Annotated in this window: 24 protein-coding genes; 6 read left to right on the top strand and 18 right to left on the bottom strand. The window is 65.6% G+C overall.

What is annotated here, in order from left to right:
• Window positions 1–293 precede the first annotated feature (293 nt).
• A complete protein-coding gene (locus tag ACSFC7_RS15605) occupies window positions 294–776 on the bottom strand; it encodes a cupin domain-containing protein (protein WP_436343744.1) in 483 nt (160 codons plus the stop codon).
• Window positions 777–883: 107 nt separating this feature from the next.
• Here ACSFC7_RS15605 and ACSFC7_RS15600 point away from each other — a divergent pair, with 107 nt between their 5' ends.
• Complete coding sequence (locus tag ACSFC7_RS15600) at window positions 884–1,351, top strand: hypothetical protein (RefSeq protein ID WP_436343743.1); 468 nt, start codon at window positions 884–886, stop codon at window positions 1,349–1,351.
• 62 nt (window positions 1,352–1,413) lie between these two features.
• On the opposite strand, the gene ACSFC7_RS15595 is transcribed toward ACSFC7_RS15600, so the two are convergent.
• The gene (locus tag ACSFC7_RS15595; RefSeq protein WP_436343742.1) at window positions 1,414–3,177 is read right to left on the bottom strand and encodes a YcaO-like family protein; all 1,764 of its coding nucleotides are present in this window, start codon (window positions 3,175–3,177) and stop codon (window positions 1,414–1,416) included.
• A 145-nt stretch (window positions 3,178–3,322) separates the two neighbouring features.
• Here ACSFC7_RS15595 and ACSFC7_RS15590 point away from each other — a divergent pair, with 145 nt between their 5' ends.
• A complete protein-coding gene (locus ACSFC7_RS15590; protein ID WP_436343741.1) occupies window positions 3,323–3,532 on the top strand; it encodes a hypothetical protein in 210 nt (69 codons plus the stop codon).
• A 36-nt stretch (window positions 3,533–3,568) separates the two neighbouring features.
• Here the strand turns inward: ACSFC7_RS15590 and ACSFC7_RS15585 are convergent, their stop codons facing one another.
• The 6 genes from ACSFC7_RS15585 to ACSFC7_RS15560 all read right to left on the bottom strand — a co-directional run bounded on the left by ACSFC7_RS15585 (window position 3,569) and on the right by ACSFC7_RS15560 (window position 6,680).
• A complete protein-coding gene (locus ACSFC7_RS15585; RefSeq protein WP_436343740.1) occupies window positions 3,569–4,006 on the bottom strand; it encodes an RNA-binding protein in 438 nt (145 codons plus the stop codon).
• Window positions 4,007–4,066: 60 nt separating this feature from the next.
• The gene (locus tag ACSFC7_RS15580; protein WP_436343739.1) at window positions 4,067–4,276 is read right to left on the bottom strand and encodes a DUF1918 domain-containing protein; all 210 of its coding nucleotides are present in this window, start codon (window positions 4,274–4,276) and stop codon (window positions 4,067–4,069) included.
• Window positions 4,277–4,353: 77 nt separating this feature from the next.
• A complete protein-coding gene (locus tag ACSFC7_RS15575; protein WP_436343738.1) occupies window positions 4,354–4,728 on the bottom strand; it encodes a hypothetical protein in 375 nt (124 codons plus the stop codon).
• Complete coding sequence (locus tag ACSFC7_RS15570; protein ID WP_436343737.1) at window positions 4,725–5,537, bottom strand: succinylglutamate desuccinylase/aspartoacylase family protein; 813 nt, start codon at window positions 5,535–5,537, stop codon at window positions 4,725–4,727. The genes ACSFC7_RS15575 and ACSFC7_RS15570 overlap by 4 nt, the downstream gene beginning before the upstream one ends.
• A gap of 147 nt (window positions 5,538–5,684) precedes the next feature.
• Window positions 5,685–5,861: a hypothetical protein gene (locus ACSFC7_RS15565; protein WP_436343736.1), complete on the bottom strand. Its 177-nt coding sequence runs from the start codon at window positions 5,859–5,861 to the stop codon at window positions 5,685–5,687.
• Window positions 5,862–5,996: 135 nt separating this feature from the next.
• The gene (locus ACSFC7_RS15560) at window positions 5,997–6,680 is read right to left on the bottom strand and encodes a type 1 glutamine amidotransferase domain-containing protein (protein WP_436343735.1); all 684 of its coding nucleotides are present in this window, start codon (window positions 6,678–6,680) and stop codon (window positions 5,997–5,999) included.
• 148 nt (window positions 6,681–6,828) lie between these two features.
• Here ACSFC7_RS15560 and ACSFC7_RS15555 point away from each other — a divergent pair, with 148 nt between their 5' ends.
• Entirely contained in the window at window positions 6,829–7,320 is a 492-nt protein-coding gene (locus ACSFC7_RS15555; RefSeq protein WP_436343734.1) for an Hsp20/alpha crystallin family protein, read from the top strand.
• A gap of 79 nt (window positions 7,321–7,399) precedes the next feature.
• Here ACSFC7_RS15555 and ACSFC7_RS15550 read toward each other — a convergent pair whose 3' ends face one another.
• The gene (locus ACSFC7_RS15550) at window positions 7,400–8,404 is read right to left on the bottom strand and encodes a DHH family phosphoesterase (RefSeq protein WP_436343733.1); all 1,005 of its coding nucleotides are present in this window, start codon (window positions 8,402–8,404) and stop codon (window positions 7,400–7,402) included.
• A 199-nt stretch (window positions 8,405–8,603) separates the two neighbouring features.
• On the opposite strand from ACSFC7_RS15550, the gene ACSFC7_RS15545 reads away from it, so the two are divergent.
• Window positions 8,604–9,791, top strand: coding sequence for a thiolase domain-containing protein (locus ACSFC7_RS15545; protein ID WP_436343732.1), 1,188 nt, complete (start codon window positions 8,604–8,606; stop codon window positions 9,789–9,791).
• The gene (locus ACSFC7_RS15540; RefSeq protein ID WP_436343731.1) at window positions 9,788–11,242 is read left to right on the top strand and encodes a zinc ribbon domain-containing protein; all 1,455 of its coding nucleotides are present in this window, start codon (window positions 9,788–9,790) and stop codon (window positions 11,240–11,242) included. Before ACSFC7_RS15545 ends, ACSFC7_RS15540 begins: the two co-directional genes overlap by 4 nt.
• Window positions 11,243–11,286: 44 nt before the next feature.
• Here the strand turns inward: ACSFC7_RS15540 and ACSFC7_RS15535 are convergent, their stop codons facing one another.
• From ACSFC7_RS15535 to ACSFC7_RS15515, 5 genes are all read right to left on the bottom strand, one after another.
• Window positions 11,287–11,784 carry a hypothetical protein gene (locus ACSFC7_RS15535; protein ID WP_436343730.1) on the bottom strand — a complete coding sequence of 166 codons (498 nt, stop codon included), beginning with the start codon at window positions 11,782–11,784 and terminating at the stop codon, window positions 11,287–11,289.
• Window positions 11,777–12,457 (bottom strand): nucleotidyltransferase domain-containing protein, encoded by a 681-nt coding sequence (locus ACSFC7_RS15530; RefSeq protein ID WP_436347969.1) that lies wholly within the window; start codon window positions 12,455–12,457, stop codon window positions 11,777–11,779. The genes ACSFC7_RS15535 and ACSFC7_RS15530 overlap by 8 nt, the downstream gene beginning before the upstream one ends.
• 74 nt (window positions 12,458–12,531) lie before the next feature.
• A complete protein-coding gene (locus ACSFC7_RS15525; RefSeq protein WP_436343729.1) occupies window positions 12,532–13,530 on the bottom strand; it encodes an ornithine cyclodeaminase family protein in 999 nt (332 codons plus the stop codon).
• Window positions 13,531–13,591: 61 nt separating this feature from the next.
• Complete coding sequence (locus ACSFC7_RS15520; protein ID WP_436343728.1) at window positions 13,592–13,807, bottom strand: hypothetical protein; 216 nt, start codon at window positions 13,805–13,807, stop codon at window positions 13,592–13,594.
• A 416-nt stretch (window positions 13,808–14,223) separates the two neighbouring features.
• Window positions 14,224–14,646 (bottom strand): DUF3054 domain-containing protein, encoded by a 423-nt coding sequence (locus ACSFC7_RS15515; RefSeq protein WP_436343727.1) that lies wholly within the window; start codon window positions 14,644–14,646, stop codon window positions 14,224–14,226.
• Between the two features lie 324 nt (window positions 14,647–14,970).
• On the opposite strand from ACSFC7_RS15515, the gene ACSFC7_RS15510 reads away from it, so the two are divergent.
• A complete protein-coding gene (locus ACSFC7_RS15510; protein WP_436343726.1) occupies window positions 14,971–15,675 on the top strand; it encodes a J domain-containing protein in 705 nt (234 codons plus the stop codon).
• An 84-nt stretch (window positions 15,676–15,759) separates the two neighbouring features.
• Here the strand turns inward: ACSFC7_RS15510 and ACSFC7_RS15505 are convergent, their stop codons facing one another.
• From ACSFC7_RS15505 to ACSFC7_RS15490, 4 genes are all read right to left on the bottom strand, one after another.
• Window positions 15,760–16,371: a toll/interleukin-1 receptor domain-containing protein gene (locus ACSFC7_RS15505; RefSeq protein WP_436343725.1), complete on the bottom strand. Its 612-nt coding sequence runs from the start codon at window positions 16,369–16,371 to the stop codon at window positions 15,760–15,762.
• A 111-nt stretch (window positions 16,372–16,482) separates the two neighbouring features.
• A complete protein-coding gene (locus ACSFC7_RS15500) occupies window positions 16,483–16,902 on the bottom strand; it encodes a hypothetical protein (RefSeq protein ID WP_436343724.1) in 420 nt (139 codons plus the stop codon).
• 84 nt (window positions 16,903–16,986) lie between these two features.
• Window positions 16,987–17,631 carry a triose-phosphate isomerase gene (gene tpiA / locus ACSFC7_RS15495; RefSeq protein ID WP_436343723.1) on the bottom strand — a complete coding sequence of 215 codons (645 nt, stop codon included), beginning with the start codon at window positions 17,629–17,631 and terminating at the stop codon, window positions 16,987–16,989.
• A 173-nt stretch (window positions 17,632–17,804) separates the two neighbouring features.
• A complete protein-coding gene (locus ACSFC7_RS15490; RefSeq protein WP_436343722.1) occupies window positions 17,805–18,347 on the bottom strand; it encodes a multiprotein bridging factor aMBF1 in 543 nt (180 codons plus the stop codon).
• Window positions 18,348–18,381 lie beyond the last annotated feature (34 nt).

Here is an 18,381-nt window from a genome sequence, read left to right as displayed (position 1 = left end):
TCGAAGTTGCTTCGCGTTCGATTCGGTTCTACTCGTTGTACAATCCACTCCGGGGAGATTCCCCGATTCCAGTGACGGTCACTACAGCGGTGCGTCGCTGCCCGTTCGAGCACACTTTCCGGTGTCGACCATCACGATACTACATGACACGCACCAGACCGCCGAGAATGTGCTTGTTAACATGTCAATAGCCACCCCGCTGCAGAACGGTCGAACGGGGACACCGACTATAATAGAAGGAGTAGTAAAGCCCAGAATTTATCCGCGAGTGCGTCTGCTGATCGTGGTTCCGATCAGCCGCCGATCGTAAACGTGTTGCCACAGTCGGTGCAGTCCATTCGGAACCCTCCCTCGTCCGTGAGTTCGAGGCCGTGGCCGACTTCTTCCTCGCAGTTCCGGCAGTAGATCATCGATTCGATCTGATCCCAGTCGTGTCGGGCGTCGGGTGCGCCGAAGGCGAAGCCGACGACCGGGTCGTCGCCGTCGTTGTACCCGTGCTGGAACTCCCCCGGAGCGAACCGGATCACCTCCCCTTCCTCGACGGTGACCTCGCCCTCCTCCGTATCGAACGTCGCAGTCCCGTCCTGTACGTAAAAGACCTCCTCCTGGTCGTGGTGGGTGTGAAACCCGCCGGAAAAGGACTCGCCGGCCTCGAGTTCGAAGTAATTCATCGCGAAATCCGTAAAGCCGAGCGCCTGCGAGATCGGCCGTCTGATCGAGTGGACGTCCATCGGGTTGGTCTCGATACCGACGTCGTCGATTGCGGTTTTCTCCATACGTGCGTGTGTTTCCCTCACACATCATAAACCGAACGGTAGCCTGTCACAAGCGTGCGGAGCCGCGAAGAGTAACGCCTACGTTCGTCCGCTCCCGAGAGTCGAGTGTGAACCGCCGTACGCTACTTCAGTCCGCCGGAGTGGCCGCCGCCGTCGGACTCGCGGGCTGTGTCGACGGCGTCCAGGAGCACTTCGGACTGCAAGGAGTCGTCCCCATCGAGATCTACAGTGAAGCCGAGCAGACGCAGAACCTCCACCTCCAGGCCTACGATCTCGAGGCGAGCCGAGAAAGCTACGACCAGAGTTACTCCATCACCCCGGGGGACAACGTCAAACCCCCGAACCTCGACAAAACGGAGCAAAGCTTTCGCGTCGCCAAAATCGAAGACGAGGACGAAGCGGAGGTCCGGGAAGCGTCCATCACCTCGGACACCCAACTCGTCGTGATCCGACTCTACGACGACGACCTCGTGATCGAAGTCGACCACGGTGACGGGGCCGAGAACGAAACTGTCGACGACGACGGCGATAACGAAACGGCCGAGACCGACGGGAACGAAACGGACGGCGAGTGACGACGGGCTGAACGGGTCCGATCCGGAACCGACCGCATTTCTGCGTACTCGAGAGCCCCCGCTCAGGGGTAGGGATGGAACGCCCGCTCGAGCCGCGGCTCGAACCCGAGGTCGTCCGGGACCGTCCGCGCCCGCTCGCCGAAGAACGGCTCGCCGGTGAACAGCGGCTGTGCACCCGGCACGACCACGCGGACGGCCTCGAATCCGACGCGCTCGACGTCCCGGGTCGTCAGTCGCGCCGCGTAGGGCGTCAGGTCGGCGTCGGCCGTCCGCGAAACGAGCGCCTCGAGTGCCTCCCGACCCGACGGCACCGGGTCCGGGCCGACGCTCGCGGCCGGAATCGTCCGCTCGACGTCGACGAACGACCGGACGGCCGCCGGGAACGCGGCGTACTCGCCGATCGAACCGGAGGCGTCGGCGGCCTCCTCGGGGCCGAGGCCGCGCAGTTCCGTCCAGTTCTGGAGCGCCTCCTCGAGCGCCGACCGCGCGGCGGCCGTGGCGTCGAGCCCGGCCGCGGAACCGACGGCAAAGGCCGGCCACTCGTCGTCTGCCGGCTCGAGCCCGTCCGCGAGCGTTTCCGGATCCCGGTGGACGGCGACGGCGACCGCGGGGACGTCGATATCCTGCGTGACGAGCAGCGGCGTCACCGACAGTCCCTCGCTTCGGGCGCGGCGCTCGAGCACCGCGAACGCGTCGTCGTCGACCGTCAGGCCGAGCGGCTCGAACGACGAGTACCACGCGAGCATGGTCGCGTCGCGCTCGAGCACCTCCGTCAGCCCCGACAGCAGCGCGTCGACGGTCGAAGAGCCGAGTCCCAGCCCGGTCGTGATCGCCGGAACGAGTCGCTCGCCCGGCTGGGGGAACTGGACCGCGGCGGCCGGCAGGTGAACCGACTCACCGGTCGCGAGATTCTCGCCGGGTACCCACCGGTTCTCGTCGCTTCCATCGTAGACGGGCGCGTCCTCGGGTCGGACGAGGTCGGTCGGAGAGACCGCGTTCTCGAGGTCGTCCTCGCTCGCGTGGACGAACTCCGCGTCGCGATAGACGCCGGCACAGTAGCGCTCGAGGCCCTCGCCGACGGCTTTCATCAGCGCCGCGTTCCAGTCGTCGGCGACGCCGGCCGCCTGCGTCGGCGCGCTGGCGTCGCTGAAGGTCGACGTGTCCGCCGTCGTCGCGAAGTAGTACGGGACGGGGAACGACTCGATCTCGCCGATGCTCGTGACGACCCCGACCCGGTCGTCGATCGCCGCCTCGGCGCGTTCGACGGCCGCGTCGAGGCCGAGCGCGTCGTCGTCGCGCTCGAGCGCGCGCTCTCGCTCGCCGTCCTGACAGTCACAGCCCGGCACCGGCAGAAATCGCCGTCGCCGATGGGGGAGTTCCAGGACGTTGCCGATGATCGACTCCTCGTCGCCCGAGAGGACCCGCACGCACTCCCGCCCGGCGACCGCCCCCGCCAGTCGTGCGGCGCTGCGATCTCCCTTCGGCCGCTCGCTCGTCGTCCCCTCCTCGAGGTTCGAGGCGACGCGGTGGCGGAGGCAGTCGAAACAGCCGGTGGCGGGAGCGAATCCCGAGACGGCCGCGTCGACCGCCTCGAGCGGCCGTCCCCCGACGCCGCCGATCTCGACGGCGATCCACGGGGTTCCCCCCGCTCGAGCGGCCTCGTTCGCCCGGTCGAACGCGGGCGAGCCGACGACGTCGCTCACGACCGCGAACCGGGCGTCCGCGAGGTCGTCGGCACTGGCGTTGACGACGCTGACGTCGACGTCTCCGAGCGCGGCGACGACGGCCGCGCGGACCGGATCGTCGCCGACGACGTGAATGTCCATACGCATACGGTCGCAGGCCGGCGTCAAAAACGCCGCGCTCGTCGGCCGTCACGACCGCGAGCGCGAGCCGTCGAATCGGGAGCCGCGACCCGACACCTGCAGGCCGCCACGGTTTGCCGCTGGTCGACGTTGATAGCACAGATCCATGGCATCCACACGAGCGCAAGGCGATCGAACGGAACTGCTGAAGAACGCGGGCGTCGTCACGACGGCGATCGACGGCATCATGGAGCTCTCGAAGGGACGCCGGAAGAGCGGCCTCCTGTTGCTCGGGGCCGCCGCCCTCTCCTCGAGGATTCCCGGGCTCGGAACGGCCGCGTCGATGCTGCTGCGCGCGTACCGACGGCTCCGGTAGCGAGTATCGATATCGCCGCTGGAGAATCGAACCGGACTACCGATCGTCCCGAAGCCGCTCGAGAACTTCTTCCGCGTTTTCGACGGCCTGTTCCTTCTTCGCGGGGTAGGCTTCGACCTTTCCGCGGAAGGTGATCCCGTCGCCCAGTCGGACGTCGCCCGCGAAGGCCCCCTGCTTGTCGAGTCGCAAGAAGAGTTCGGTGTTCTCGGTGACCCGGTCGTCGAGTTCGTCGATCAGATCGTCGAACGACTCGAGGTCGGCCAGTCGCGAGAGCACGTGGCGGATCTCGTCCGCTCGCTCGACGCGCGCCGAGAGGACGAGAATGCGGTCGCCGAAGTGGCCCTCGCTCTCGGCGCGTTCGATTTCGAACTCCTCGGGGAGGAAGGTTCTGAGCGCCTCCTCGACGCGTTTCTCGTCCTCGGTGGCGTAACAGAACGTGCGTAGGTCGACGTAGTGAAGCGGGATCTGTGGCATCTGCGGTCTGTCCGTGATCTGGTGGCGATTCGAGCGGCTGGCTCGCGGCCAGTCGCTCGCTTACTCTTCGTCTTCGTCCGCGTCGGCTTCCTCGTCGGCCTCCTCGAGGGAGTCCTCGGGAACGCCGGTCTCCTGCCCGTCTTCGAAGCTGATGGTGTAGGTGACGTCGCCGAACATCGACTCCATCGTCTGGGTGATGGTGCCGGTCTCTCCGTCGAACTCGCTGTGCTCGTCGTTCAGGACGACGCGGTCGTCTTCGTCGAAGCTCATAGCCCTGAATTCCCCGCCATCGCGTAAAAAGGGACTGATTCGCGGCAACCTCGTCTGGCGGGTGGATCGGTCCCGGGTTACAGACGTTCGCGCGAGCTAGCGTTGCAGCGTTCGCGCCGGCTCTCGTCCCGCCGCTCGCGCCACCACTCGAATGCCAAGCCGACGACGACGGCGATGCCCGCGGACCCGCCGAGGAACGGCACCCAGTAGACCCACAGATCGAATCGCGGCGCGACGGCGTTACCGATCGCCGTTCCGACGCTGTAGAGCAGGTAGCCGGGCAGCGCGAGCGGCGAAAAGAGCCGCGTCTCGAGCCATCCCAGTCCGAACGGGACGACGAGCAGCGCGAACGCGGCGAGCGTCGCCGGACTCGTGACGATCCGGCGAGGCGAGACCGGCAGCCGACGACCGACGCCGCGGAGGGCAGTCGTCCGCTCGTCTCCGGCGGTCATCGGCCACCTCCGACCTCGAGCAGGCCGTGTAGCTCGAGGACGTGTGCGGCCGCCAGTCGCGTCATCTCGTTTCTCGTCGACTGGTCGAGCAGGAACTCCGTCGTCTCGAAGATGTAGGCGCTGGCCTCGAGGTCGCGGGCTGCCTTCTGGAAGAGCAACGGTCCCGAGAGACCGCTCTCCCGGGCCGTAAACCGGTGGAACGGCAGATACCACGGGACGGCGTCGGCGTCGAGACGGTCGGCGAGCGCGTCGCCGCGGGCGTCCGGCGAGTGGAAGATCGCCTGTCCGACGTACTCCCGGTGGAGCCCGTAGATTCCGAGCGATCGGTGGAGGTCGAGGACGACGTCGGGTTCGCGGGTCTCGACGGCGTCCCAGATACCGCGCGCCAGGTCGCTCGCCGGTTCGCGATCGGCCGGAAACTGGCGGTTCAGGTCGCCGTCGACTCCCTCGCGTTCGTCGTTCGCGACGGCCATGCGGTTAGTCTCGGGGACCACGACGAGCGTTCCCGCGTCGGGGTGCCAGTCCGTGATCTCGCGGGCGACCTCGATCCCGCTTCGCTCGTCGCCGTGGACGCCGCCGAAGACCATCGCCGTCGGTCCGTCCCTCGCTGCACGGATCTCGTACAGCGGCGTCTCGTGATCGGTTCCGGGGAGAATCGTCTCGGTGTTCGTACTGGCTTCGCCCGCGTCGCCGGGCCGGCGGGCCGTCTCGAGCAGCGACTCGTTGCCCGACGGCTGACTCACGGCTCCCGACGCGGCGATAGCCGCGAGAGCGCTGCCACCGCCGGCCAAAAGCGTCCGACGCCTCATGAGAAGCGGGTAGATTCCGCGCCCTCAAGCACTTTCTCATCGGCGGTGGACCGGACCGTCCGCGGTCGGGTGCGATCGAGTCGCGTCGGCGACGATCACGACGGGGTGGGCTATCGGGTGATTCCGACGACGACCACACCGAGTGAGTTATCGGATATTGTCCAGTGCGACGACGGTATCGGACATGAGCCACGCGTCCTCGCTGGCGGCGTCTTCGATACTGAGCGCGTAGAAGGACTCGCGGCCGTCGTCGACGGTGATGCGGTAGCTGTGACTCTCCAACGAATCGGTTTGGGTGGGCGTGTTCGGTTCGGCGGGGACCACACACGACCTCGGGAATCTGTGTGTATAACGGACTCGGTCCGCGCGTAACGCGGTCGAACACCGCGATTAGGGCTCGAAATCGCAGTACTCGAGCGGGCTGAGTGACCGCAAAAACGGATCGATCTGCCAGTTCGATTAGCTGTCGAGTTCCTCGAGCAGCGTCTCGCCCGCCGCGCTCGACGAGCCGGGACCGCGGGCGGTGACGAGGTCGCCGTCGACGGTGACGCTCGCGTCTTCCTCGAGTTCCGCGTCCCAGTTGCCGCCGGCGGCTTTCACCTCGTCTTCGACCCAGTAGGGCAGTTTCCGGCCGCTGGGCATGCAGTCGTTCTCGTCGACGATGCCCTCCTCCCACTCGTTGGGGAAGCCGGTCACGTCGCGGCCGTTGACGAGGAACGCGCCGTGGCTGTCGCGGGCGAAGGCGAGGATGCCGACGGCGTGGCAGACCACGAGCGCCTTCCCGCCGTTTTCGTCCTCGACGATGTCGCGCAGCAGTCGGCGAGCGTCGCTGTCCTGGTTGACGTCCCACTCCGTACCGTGGCCGCCGGGGAAGACGACGGCGTCGTAGGCCTCCGCGTCGGCGCGCGCGGTCGGAATCGGATCGTTCAGTCGCTCGTCGGACTCGTGGACCTCCCGGACGTGTTCCGCGGTCTCCTCGCCGACCTCCTCGGGGTCGATCGAGCGCTCGTCGATCTCCGGCGGGTTCCCCGAGGGCGTCGCGACCGTGATCTCGACGCCCGCGTCCGAGAGCGTCTCGAGCGGTTCGACGCATTCCTCTCCCCAGTACCCCTCCTCGCTGACGACGAACAGTGCGGTGCTCATACGCGATCGTACGTGGAGGAGCCTAAAAACGGCCAGCCCACCCTTCGGTTCTGCCGCAATCTATCGATCCGATACGTTCGGAACGAAGACCGTCCGTCGCGCTGAGGGTGGACTTTTTCGCCGTCGACGACGAACGAGAAACGTAACCATGTCAAACGGACCCAGTCCCTTCGACGGCCTCGAGAACCTGTTCGACCGACTGAGCCGACACTTCGGGACGGCTGCGCGGTCGTGGGAGTCGGAGTTCGACGCCCGCAGCCAGCTCGACCTCGCGATGGGCGAGTCGGCGACGCGACTGGATCTCGCCGACCACGGCGACACGTTCGTGGTCACCGTCGACGTCCCGGGCTTCGAGAGCGACGACCTCGAGAGCAGACTCCGCGGCGACACGCTGGAGATCAGGGGCGAGCGCGAACGAGCGTTCGAAACGGACGACGTGACCGACGCGGACGACGCCTACGAGTCGCCGGGGACGTACATCCGCCGCGAGCGCGAAACGCAGTCGTTCAGCCGACAGGTGCAGCTTCCCGATCCCGTCGACGCCGACGCGGTGACGGCGTCGCTCAACAACGGCATACTGACGATCTGGCTGCCCAAACACGAGCCCTCCGGCGAAACGCACGTGATCGATCTCGAGTGACCGATGCCACGGAGTGCGCCCGTCGTCCGGTCGCGCCGCCCGCGTCAGCAGGTGTGCGAACGGATCGACTGGCGGAGGCTCACTGGTCGTCGTCGAGGTTCAGCGCGTCGAAGAAGCGACGAGTGAGACGGCCGTCGACGAACTGGAGGAGTTCCTCGGCGTCCTCCGCATCGTCGGCGAAGAGTCCGAGTTCGATCCGACCGCCGGCCATGTCGTGGTGACCGCCGACAGCACCGAGTTCGGCGAAAGCACTCTGGAGCGTCTCGCCGATGTGAATCCGCGGATCGATCGAACGGGCGCTCATCCGGATCGAGTCCTCGACGATGCCGTAGGCGAGGACGGTGTCGACGCCCTCGAGATTCAACAGGTAGTCCGCCGCCTGCGGGAGCGCGTCGGTTTCGGGGGTCTTGCCGACGCTGGCGACCAGTGACGAGCCCCGTCGTTCACGAGTCGCGATCGCGCGTCCGATCGCATCGAGCGTCCCAGGGGAGAACGCACTCCCGTACAGCTGTTCGAGCGTCTCGAGGTCCGCGTCGGGATAGACCGCGAGCGCGGCCTCGTACTCCCGTCGAGTCGGTTCGCGGACGAAGTCCAGCCGCTCGCGGTGGAGGGCGAAGAGGAGCGCCGACGCCAGACGCGTCGTCAGGTCGGTCTCGAGGTCACGGAGGTACTCGACGAAGATGGTCGCCGTCGCGCCGACTCTGGTCCGGATGTCTTCGAACGTCGCGTCGACCGGATCGCCGGGGTGGTGGTCGACGACGATCTCGGGCGCGACGCTCGCCGGGAGTTCGGTGTTCGATCCGGGCTGGGAGTGGTCGACGAAGCCGACGCAGCCGTAGTCGTCGATGTTCGTGCGTTCGACCGACTCGAGCGAGATGTCGAGCATGTTGACGAACGCACGGTTTTGCTGGTGCGAGATCTCGCCGCCGTAGGCGATCGTCACCTCCTCGACGTCGTGGTCGCTCGCGATCGCCTCGAGCGCCAGTGCGCTGGCGAGACAGTCCGGGTCCGGATTGTCGTGGCAGACGATCACCAGCGACTCGGTCGTCTCGAGGACGGACGCGAGCTCCGCCGCGCGGGTCATGAATCGCTGTAAGAGTGCGAGACGCTTGAACCCCGTGTCGGAACGCACGCTGAGAGACTGGAACCGCGGCGAGCGGGTGGTACTCGAGCGCCGTGTACTCGCCACCGTCGTTACCACCGTACACGAGACCGGTTCCATCGAGCTACAGTTTTCGCCACGAGTGTACAGGTATTTCACTTTGCAAACCCCACCCACGGGTATGCGAGACGCGTATCTCGTCGGCGCGGGGCAGTCGGATTACGGGGCTTTCCCGGAGGAGAGCTACCGGTCGCTGTTCCGGACGGCGTTCGAGGCAGCCACTGACAGTGTACCGAACGGACTCGAGGCGAGCGATATCGACGAGGCGTTCGTCGGGAATCTCGGCGTCGGCGGACGTCAACTCGGCCTCTCGGGACCGGCCGTCACCGAACACGTCGGACTCGGCGGCGTCCCCTGTACGCGGGTCGAAAACGCCTGTGCGGCCAGCGGCTACGCGACCAGACAGGCCGTCCAGGCCGTCAAATCGGGGATGGCCGACGTCGTCCTCGCGGGCGGCTTCGAGATCATGTCGGACATGAGCTCCGACGCGACGAAGTACTGGCTCGGCGTCTCGGGGGAGACCGAGTGGGAGCGGCTCTCCGGGACGACGTTCTCCGGCGTCTACGCCCAGATGGCCAGCGTCCACATGGAGAAATACGGCACCACGCGCGAACAGCTCTCGCGGGTCGCCGTCAAGAACCACTCGAACGGGGCGAAGAACCCCCACGCGCAGTTGGGCTTCGAGTGTTCGCTCGAGGATGCCCAGTCCGCCCCGGTCGTCGCCGACCCCCTGAATCTCTATCACTGCTGTCCGACCTCCGACGGCGCGGCCTGCGCCCTGATCGTCAGCGAGGACGTGGTGGACGACTACACCGACGACCCCATCAGAGTCGCTGGCGTCGGCGCGGGCAGCGACAACGTCGGGCTCTTCCAGCGCGATACCTACACCGGCGTTCCCGCGAGCCAGCGGGCCGCCGAAACGGCCTACGAGATGGCCGACGTCGAGCCGGACGACCTCGACTTCGCGGAGGTCCACGACTGCTTTGCCATCGCGGAACTGCTGGCCTACGAGGATCTAGGCTTCTGTGAGAAAGGTGAAGCCGGCCGACTGATCGAGTCCGGCGCGACCGAACTCGGCGGCGACCTCCCGGTCAACACCTCCGGCGGCCTCAAGTCCAAGGGCCACCCCATCGGCGCGACGGGCGCCGGTCAGGTCGTCGAGGCGTTCAAACAGCTCTCCGGCGAGGCCGGCGAGCGACAGGTCGAGAACCCGACGCGCGGACTGACGCACAACGTCGGCGGCAGCGGTGGTGCCTCCGTGATTCACATCTTTGAAAAAGAAGCGGAGACGGAGGTGAGCGCCCGATGAGCGCAATCACCGGCGTCGGCGCGTACGCACCGCGGTTCCGCATCAGCGCCGAGGCCTTCCAGGACGCCTGGGGACAGTTCCAGGCCGCCGGCGTGAACGAGAAGGCCGTCGCCGCGGCCGACGAGGATTCCCTGACGATGGCCTACGAGGCCGCCGGTCGAGCGCTCGAGGCAGCCGACGTCGACGCCGCGACCGTCGACTGGCTCGCGTTCGCCTCCTCGCGACCGCCGCTGGCCGAGGAGGATCTGACCGCCCGACTCGGTGCGATGCTCGAGGTCGACGAATCCGCGACGCGACACGTCTTCTCGGGCAGTACCCGGGCCGGCACCCGAGCGCTCTGGGCCGGCATGGACGCCCTCGCGTCCGATGCGACCACCGGACTCATCGTCGCGGCCGACGCCCCGCAGGGCGACCCCGACGACGGCGTCGATCACGCCGCCGGCGCGGGGGCGGCCGCGTTCGTCCTCGAGAGCGGTGCGTCGGAGGCGCACCGAAGTAACGGCGACGGTCGGGCCGAGATCGTCGATCGGGCCGAGTACGCGGTGCCGTACCCCGGCACTCGGTTTCGCAACGCCGGCGAGGACGAGACGCAGGGACTGGGCGTCACCCAGTACGACCGCGCGGCGTTCACCGAGACGATCGGCGGGGCCGTCTCCGGTCTCGAGACCGAGCCGGAACCCGACGCCGCCGCGATTCAGTCCCCCGACGGCAAACTTCCCTACCGCGCTGCTGGTGCTGCGGGCGTCGGCACCGACGAGATTCAGGCCGCCGCGACGGTCCACGATCTGGGCGACCTCGGCGCGGCGAGCGTTCCCGTCTCGCTGGCCAGCGCGCTCGCCGACGGCTACGACTCCGTCCTCGCGGTCTCCCACGGCAGCGGCGCCGGGGCGGACGCGCTGGTCGTCGAATCAGACGGCGAGGTGCCCGTGAACAACGCACTCGAGGGCGACGACTCGCTCTCCTACGCGGAGTACCTGCGCCAGCGCGGCGTGGTCACGAGCGGCCCGCCGTCCGGCGGCGGCGCGTACGTGAGCGTCCCCTCCTGGCGGCGCTCGATCCCCCAGCGCTACAACCTGGCAGCCGGTCGCTGTCCCGAGTGCGGCGCACTCTCGTTCCCGCCCGAAGGCGCCTGCGCTGACTGCGGCGCGCTCGCTGAGTACGAACCGGTCCAGCTCCCCGGTGACGGGACCATCGAAGCCGTCACGACGATTTCGCAGGGCGGTGCCCCGCCGGAGTTCGCCGAACAGCAGGCGCGGTCCGGCGACTACGCGGCGGCTATCGTGGCGCTCGAGGACGAGGACGGATCGGAGACCGCCAGCATCGCGGCGATGGGCACCGACGCGGCGCCCGAGGACTTCGCGGTCGGCGATCGAATCGAGACGACGATCCGACGGATCTACACGCAGGAAGGCGTGACGCGGTACGGGTTCAAGGTGCGGCCCGCGGAGTAACTGGCTCGAGTCGTCCGAAGATCAGTATCATCAATTTTCAGCGCCTACTGCTCCAAATCACAACAGCATTCGTACCCCTGAGAGGACCGACCAACGATGTATGCATGTATCTCAGCCGCAAGCTCGTACATCTGTTCCGCTCGTTCTGCCGTGGCGAGTCCATCCTGATAGTACGTTTTCGCTCGGTGGTCACGCCAGAGGTCGGCGAGGTCCGCCGATGTAGCTTCGGAAAAGATCCCGACTGCCGCTGCTTCTCGGTAGACGCCGGAATGTGTTCCTGGAAGATCCTTCGGTTGCAGCGTCCCCCGTTCCAGCAGTCGAAATTCGACGGTCCGTTCGATAGCGACGAACGACGTTTCGATGACGAGCGTGTAGTATCCCGCTTCACGAAGCGTTTCTGCACCAGCAAGCAAGCGACACCCCTTCCGAAGCTGGAGTACTGCGGCGTCTTCGACGTTGAGGCCGGATTCGATCTCCGTTGGCTGACTATCGAACGTCGCCTGTACATCGTCGAGAAGTTGGTCGATGCGCGTGCTACTCATCAGTGACTACCTCCTTCCGAACTGAGTGGAGCCGTTCGCTTCCGTACACTGTAATACCTTCTCGAACGATTTCTCGAAGCTTTGATCCGGCTCGTCGAGCACTCGCTTCCGACTCGACGTACGGTTCGAAGTCGAACCGCTCTCCGTCGAACCGTCGTTTGCGGAGATCTGCAACCACGTCCGCCACGAGACGGCGGGCGGTTGTTCGGTCACCGTCGACGACGACGAACAGGTCGATATCACTCTGTCTGTCGGCCTCACCGCGTGCTACACTACCGAAGACGAGGATTCCGAGGAGGTCGGTGACATCGTCGGAGTCGGCAATGGTCTCACGTACTCTCTCGACGAATGTACGTACCGGTTCGTGAAACTCCGTCTGTTCGATTGCGAGTATCGGATCGTCCTTCTGTAACCGCTCAGGATCGATAGCGATGTACTTTCGCTGTGGTGTATCGCGAATGCGTATCGCACCGATTTCCTCGAGTAGATCGACGGCTCTCCAGACCGTCGATCGAGTCACTCCCGCTACTTCGACGAGTTCGGATATCGTAAACTCCGTCTCATGAGCATCGGCCAGTACTCTGAGGATATCGTCCGCTGCCTGGACACGAAACACGGTGTCTCCAGCATCGGAAGGGATGTCGATGCAAACATTTATCCCTTGTTTCGTCATTCCAGACACTGTCTGATTTTGTGCGACGAGGTATAAATAACTGCTGTACCGAAAAATAGCTCTAGCGTAGTCGATCAGTCCCCAGTTAGCGCCTCGCTCGCCGGTGCGAACTCGAGCGTCGTCCCGAGCCCCGCTTCGCTCGCGCGTTCGTAGAGCATGTACGCCGCGGCGACCGTTTCGATCCCCGTTCCGCCGCTGTCGAAGACGGTGATCTCGTCGTCGCTCGTCCGTCCGGGCTCTTTGCCGGCCACGATCTCGCCCAGTTCCGCGTGGATGTCGTCCTCCGTGACGGCCCCCTCCTCGAGCGCCGACATGAACTCTCCCGAGTCGAACGTCGCGCGTTCCCGCAGGTCGGGGACGTACGTCGCTCGCTCGAGCGTCGTCGCGTCCAGTTCGCGCTTGTCCGGCGAGTACTGGCCCATCGCCGTGACGTGGGTTCCGGGCTCGAGGTCGTCGCCGTCGAACACCGGTTCGCTCGCCTTCGTCGCCGTGATGACGACGTCAGCACCGGAGACGGCCGCCTTGCTCGAGTCGACGGGACGAACGTCGGCTGCAAGGTCGTCGTCGAAGTCGGCGGCGAAAGCCTCGCGATTCTCCGGCGTCGGCGAGTAGACGCGGATCTCGGCGAACTCTCGGACGGTGGCAGTCGCCCGGAGCTGGCCGCGGGCCTGCGCGCCGCTCCCGATAACGGCGAGCGTCTCGCTGTCCCCGCGGGCGAGGGCGTCGACGGCGACGGCACCGGCGGCGCCGGTCTTGTGCGGGTTCATACTCGCGCCGTCCAGGAGCGCGAGGGGAGCGCCGCTGTCGGCGTCGAACAGCGGCGTCATGAACCACGCGTCTCCGGCACCGAAGCCGGCGCTGTACATGTAGCCGCCCATCGCCCCGGTGTCGGGGAGGACGGCGGCGTAACTCGTGAGCATTCCCTGGGGATCGGCACGGAAGAACTTCGACCGCGGCTGGGCCGATGCGCCCTCGCCGCGCTGGCGATACCCCTCGCGGACGACGTCGACGTAATCGGCGGGCGTCGCGAGGTCGTCGACGTCGTCGCTCGAGAGGAACAGTGTCTCGGTCATAGGGGAGAACGGAACGCGAACGGAGATAAAGAACGGGAAGACGGCAGAAGAGACGACGCGATCAGTCGGCGTTCATCGGCGGCCGCGCGGACTGCGGTTCGTCGGGAACGTCGGCGGGCGTATTGACGAACATCGCGTGCCCGATAATCGCCATCGCAACGACCGAACCGATCGGTACTGCGGCTGTCAGCGAGACGCCCACGACGGTCAGGCCTGCGGTGATTCCGAGCAGTGCGACTGGGATGAGGCCGAGAACAATGTCGTAATATCCAGTCATAATCTATCCTATAGTATGAGAAATAGGCATATAAGCGTTTCCCATAATCGCTCGATGGTGAACCAATTTCCAATTCGTATTGACGGTATAGGATGTTCATAACTTATCAATACATTATTGCTTGCTTCTACAGTTGAAAAATAACGCTGCAAGAGGGAATTTCTGATAATATTTCATATGATAACTCGCTCCTCTAGATTGATAACCGCAAGACTACGGCACGATAATATCGGCTCGAGGCAGTATTGTCCATCTACATATATAATGATCGTCTACACTTTATCTTTCATTCGTAGCAGGCGTGCATACGGATCGTGATAGGTCGCCGAATACGGGAGCTCGCGTACCAACGCCCCGTGTTAGCAAGGAACAGCCAGGAGTCGTGAAGTGCGATGGGACGGGACCTCCCCAAGCCCTCAGCGGCGGTCTGCGACGATGGCGTACCCGACTCGCCAGCCGACGAGCAAGAGGAGGCCGAAGCCCGTTATCACCAGCGGAAACGGCCACGCAGCGGTGTCACCGAACACCGACTGCCGAAGGAGCAAGCCGACGTTCGCCGCCGCGATCCACGTCACGGTCGTCAGCCGAGTGACCTGCAGCACCGATGATTCGACCGAGCGCGTGTAGAGTCCCGCGAGGGCAGCGACCGCGAGCCAGGCGATCACGAACGGGGCGATCGCCTCGAGCGAGGTGATCGGCTGGTCGATCGGATTCACGTCGTGGCTGAGCTGGCCGACGATCACCAGACCGGCGAGCAGGCCGATATCGCCGGCGGCGAGCAGGAGCGTCTCCCGGTCGATCGACTGCGAGCGGGATTCCGTTCGAACTGCGGTGTCCATACGTAGGACTCGACGCCGATCCCCTATTGAATTCCCGGTTTAGCCGACGACCGTCGATCGGAGGACCCGGACAGGAGGGGAGGGACTCGACGACGGTGCGTCGTCGAGAGCCGTCCAACGGACTGCAATCGTGCGAGTGGTACCTCGCATACTGATTCGATAGGGATGGTGGATCTTTGTTACCACCTGCTTTCACGACGAGTTCGGCCGCTCCGTCGCGGTCAATACGTCGGTAATCGGGCCGTCGCAGTCAGCCTCGACCATCTCACGCTCCGAGTCTGTCAGAAGAAGAACTAATAAGGGATGAAGACAAACACGAGGACAATGGCTGTGGCCGGTGACCGTCACGTTGGCTGTGATGGATGTGGCCGAACGGTTCCGCTCGAGGAGCTGACGGCAGTAACCATGCCGGACGGCGAGCGAGTCGCCTGCTGCCCTCGCTGTGAACCGCACGCCCGCGAAGCCGCCCGCAAGTGTTCCTCGCTCGACCAGCGTCGCGACACCTGTGACGGCTGTACCGACACCTACCTCGAGTCACGACTCGAGGACGTGGTGCTCGACGACGGCACCGTCGTCGCCTGCTGTCCCTCGTGTGCGGCCGAAGCGCCCGGACGCGGTGCCGATACCAGTCGACGGTCCGAGACATCGAACGGCAACTCGAGGGAGTCGACGGGCGACGACCACGCAGTCGAGAGCGACGACGTGACGGGCGAAAAATCCCTCTGTACGCAGTGTAACGAGTGGACCAGGGCGGAACGCTTTCGGGTAACGACCGTCGACGGCCGGCACGAACGGCTCTGCCCCGCCTGTAAGGAAACCGCCGAAAGCGACGGTATCGTCAAGGACGTCGGCATGCGGAGCGCGGAAGCGAGAGCGATTCTGAGCGTCGACACCGACGCGAGCACCGAGGAGATTCGCTCGGCGTTCCACCGGGAGGTCAAACGCGCCCATCCCGACCGGGATAGCGGGAGCGCGTCGGCGTTCCAACTCGTCACGGACGCCTACGAACGGCTCCGAGAAGACGCCTGAGAGGGTCGATTGTAGCTGTTTACCGGCGCAACCGCAAGACGGTTCGCGGTTGCTGCGGAAATGACTTACAATCGGCCCTCAGACTCACTCGAGTCCCCCCTCGCGGCGAACGTATCCGATCGTGGCCGCATCGAAGTAGTACGTGGACTCACAGACCCCACACGACGCCGACAGCAGTTTCCCGTGCTCGTATCGCTTCCAGAGCTTCGTCTGATCTCGCTCGATATCGAGCGTGACCGGATGCCCGCAGTCGGGAATGGTACAGGGGAACCGAATGTACCAGTTCGGGACCGACAGCGCACCGAGGGGGGCGAGTTCGCTCCGCAGGCGACTGAGGAGATTGAAGATCGTATACGAGGGGTTCGGCCGGTCGATCTCCACGCCGTCGACGTCGCTGATGAAGCCGCCGCGGCGACGCTCGTGGTCGTAGAGCGGGATCACGGGGATCCCCTTCGCCAGCGCGTAGCCGATCTCCTGGTTGATCCATCGGCTGTCGGCCGATCCTTCGGTCAGGACCGCGATCACGACGTCGCTGTTCGCGAGTCGCCCCTCGAGTCGCTTTCGAGAGCGACCGGATTCGACCTCCTCTAAGGCGATGTGGACGCCGAAGGGGAAGTTCTTGACCGTCGAGAACAGTTCCTGGACGAGTTCGAGGTCCTCGGGCGCGTGCGAGACGTAAATCTGCTCTCCGGTCATCTACGGATCTACAACGAGTAGGTGTGTGAGACACTATTAATCTACCTATCGTTGCGACTGAAACGAGCCGGATTCGATCGCGCGACGGCCGAGCGTCGGCCGACACTGCACTCAGCGGCTCCGCTGCTCCTCGACGCCGTCCGCGCGCCTCGTGGCGAGCACCCGCTGTGAGAACTCGAGGTCGTCGTACTCGAGTCCCAGGGCGTCGAACCACTCGCGTTCGACGTGCCACCGACCGCGGACGTCCCCTTCGGTCGACCACGAGGTTACCTCGAGTCGGCCCGGCGCCCACTCGCGTTCGTTCGCGATATCGAGCAGCGTCCGCACGACGGCACCGACCTCGTCGCTGTCGACGGCCGGCGCGTCGGAGACGGTCTCGTACTCGAGGGCGAAGCCGGCACCGTCGGGGAGTCGGGTATCCTCCCGCTCCGCATCCGCCTCGTCCGAGAGCCGCTGTACGTCGGTGACGTAGATACCGTGGCTCATGAGTCGGTTCTCGAGGGCGACGCGGAGGGGCCGATGATCGGTCATGGGGAGAGATAGCACGAGTAGGGGGAAAAGTCGTCGGCCGAGCGCCGGCGTCGATCCGGTTGCGGAGAGTCCCGCGAGCGCGATTCAGAGCGGGTCGACGAGGTCCTCGAGCGCCGCCGTCGGATCGTCGGCCTTCGCGACGCCGCTCGCGAGCAGGACGCCCTCGGCGCCGAGGTCGCCGGCCGCGACGACGTCGTCGCCCGTACTGATGCCGGCGCCACAGAGCACGGAGACGTCCGCGTCGACGTTTCGAGCCGCCTCGACGGCATCCTCGACGATGTCGGGATCGGCCTGACTGACCGGCGTGCCGGTGCCGATCAGTTCCGGCGGTTCGACGGCGACCGCGTCCGGTCCGAGCGCCGCTGCGGCGCCGATCTGGGCCGCGTTGTTCGCACAGACGACCGTCTCGAGGTCCGCACGTTGTGCGGCGCGGACGGCGCCGTCGACGTCGGCCAGTTTCAGCCGCTGCTCGGAGTGGTTGATCAGCGTCCCGGCCGCGCCCGCGTCGGCGACGGATTCGGCCAGCGTGTGACCGGTGTTGCTGCCGTAGTCGATCGGATCCACGTGCTGGGCCCACGTCTCCGCGCCCGTATCGGCGACCTGCGCGATGTGGGCGGCCTGCGGGGCGACGGCGACGCGAGCGTCGGTGGACTCGTTGACGTCGCGGACGGCTTCCGCGACTTCGATCGGATCACACGGGTACGTCTTCAGGTTGACGAGGACGAACATACCAGCACAGCCTTTCGCCCGGAAGAAATAGCTTGCGAGTCCACGACGGGCGATCGGCGATTCGAAGCGGTTGCGGCTATCGATGTGGCTACTGTCGTCGTGATACCCACCGTCGACGCGACGAACGCTATGGGTGTGGCACCGAAACGCAACCGGCCGGTATCGGTCCGCGGTCAGTCCTTGCGCTTGACGACGTCGCCGAGCGTGTAACTCCCGGAGGAGGAGCCGCCGGACCACTCCGCGTCGTCGGCGGAGCCGCCCTGGGCGCTCAGGTTGATCTCGAGGAAGTCCTCGAGTTTCGTCTGCACCTGGTCGCTCGGCAGCGTATCACCGCGCTCGATCTTTCGAATCAGACTCGCCTTCTCGTTGAGTTCGTTGGCGAGATCCGACTGACTGAGCCCCTTCCCCTCGCGTGCGTTACGGACGAGATCGTCGTAATCGGTGGCGAGTTCGTCCATGTCGTCGAACATATCCGAACGGCGCTGGGAGCTCGAACTCCCACCGCTCGTGCTCGAACTCGAGCCCGACCCGGTCGAGCCGCTGCCCGAACTCGAGGACGAGCTCGTCGAGTACTTGCTCGAGGAACTCGAACTCGTGGGCTGCTTGACTTCGGTGCCGAAGTCGGTACAGTTCGAACACACGTCGAGTTTCGCACCCTCGACCTTGATTGTCTTCGGAGACGACGTCTCGGCGCCACACATCTCGCACTGAACCATGGAGGAACGTATATCGCGGCGAGTCATAAACCAT

It is taken from the genome of Natronorubrum halobium, from assembly GCF_051351675.1.
Lineage (GTDB): Archaea > Halobacteriota > Halobacteria > Halobacteriales > Natrialbaceae > Natronorubrum.
Note: the sequence above shows the minus strand (reverse complement) of the source record. Positions and strands in the feature narration are given on the sequence as shown.

Coding starts and splice junctions, on each gene's coding strand:
- ACSFC7_RS15490 (WP_436343722.1), bottom strand. CDS start 18,347: ATGGTTCAGTGCGAGATGTGTGGCGCCGAGACGTCGTCTCCGAAGACA.
- ACSFC7_RS15580 (WP_436343739.1), bottom strand. CDS start 4,276: ATGAGCTTCGACGAAGACGACCGCGTCGTCCTGAACGACGAGCACAGC.
- ACSFC7_RS15500 (WP_436343724.1), bottom strand. CDS start 16,902: ATGACCGATCATCGGCCCCTCCGCGTCGCCCTCGAGAACCGACTCATG.
- ACSFC7_RS15560 (WP_436343735.1), bottom strand. CDS start 6,680: ATGAGCACCGCACTGTTCGTCGTCAGCGAGGAGGGGTACTGGGGAGAG.
- ACSFC7_RS15585 (WP_436343740.1), bottom strand. CDS start 4,006: ATGCCACAGATCCCGCTTCACTACGTCGACCTACGCACGTTCTGTTAC.
- ACSFC7_RS15515 (WP_436343727.1), bottom strand. CDS start 14,646: ATGGACACCGCAGTTCGAACGGAATCCCGCTCGCAGTCGATCGACCGG.
- ACSFC7_RS15510 (WP_436343726.1), top strand. CDS start 14,971: ATGGCTGTGGCCGGTGACCGTCACGTTGGCTGTGATGGATGTGGCCGA.
- ACSFC7_RS15545 (WP_436343732.1), top strand. CDS start 8,604: ATGCGAGACGCGTATCTCGTCGGCGCGGGGCAGTCGGATTACGGGGCT.
- ACSFC7_RS15555 (WP_436343734.1), top strand. CDS start 6,829: ATGTCAAACGGACCCAGTCCCTTCGACGGCCTCGAGAACCTGTTCGAC.
- ACSFC7_RS15605 (WP_436343744.1), bottom strand. CDS start 776: ATGGAGAAAACCGCAATCGACGACGTCGGTATCGAGACCAACCCGATG.
- ACSFC7_RS15575 (WP_436343738.1), bottom strand. CDS start 4,728: ATGACCGCCGGAGACGAGCGGACGACTGCCCTCCGCGGCGTCGGTCGT.
- ACSFC7_RS15550 (WP_436343733.1), bottom strand. CDS start 8,404: ATGACCCGCGCGGCGGAGCTCGCGTCCGTCCTCGAGACGACCGAGTCG.
- ACSFC7_RS15570 (WP_436343737.1), bottom strand. CDS start 5,537: ATGAGGCGTCGGACGCTTTTGGCCGGCGGTGGCAGCGCTCTCGCGGCT.
- ACSFC7_RS15590 (WP_436343741.1), top strand. CDS start 3,323: ATGGCATCCACACGAGCGCAAGGCGATCGAACGGAACTGCTGAAGAAC.
- tpiA (WP_436343723.1), bottom strand. CDS start 17,631: ATGTTCGTCCTCGTCAACCTGAAGACGTACCCGTGTGATCCGATCGAA.
- ACSFC7_RS15535 (WP_436343730.1), bottom strand. CDS start 11,784: ATGAGTAGCACGCGCATCGACCAACTTCTCGACGATGTACAGGCGACG.
- ACSFC7_RS15595 (WP_436343742.1), bottom strand. CDS start 3,177: ATGGACATTCACGTCGTCGGCGACGATCCGGTCCGCGCGGCCGTCGTC.
- ACSFC7_RS15530 (WP_436347969.1), bottom strand. CDS start 12,457: ATGACGAAACAAGGGATAAATGTTTGCATCGACATCCCTTCCGATGCT.
- ACSFC7_RS15540 (WP_436343731.1), top strand. CDS start 9,788: ATGAGCGCAATCACCGGCGTCGGCGCGTACGCACCGCGGTTCCGCATC.
- ACSFC7_RS15520 (WP_436343728.1), bottom strand. CDS start 13,807: ATGACTGGATATTACGACATTGTTCTCGGCCTCATCCCAGTCGCACTG.
- ACSFC7_RS15525 (WP_436343729.1), bottom strand. CDS start 13,530: ATGACCGAGACACTGTTCCTCTCGAGCGACGACGTCGACGACCTCGCG.
- ACSFC7_RS15505 (WP_436343725.1), bottom strand. CDS start 16,371: ATGACCGGAGAGCAGATTTACGTCTCGCACGCGCCCGAGGACCTCGAA.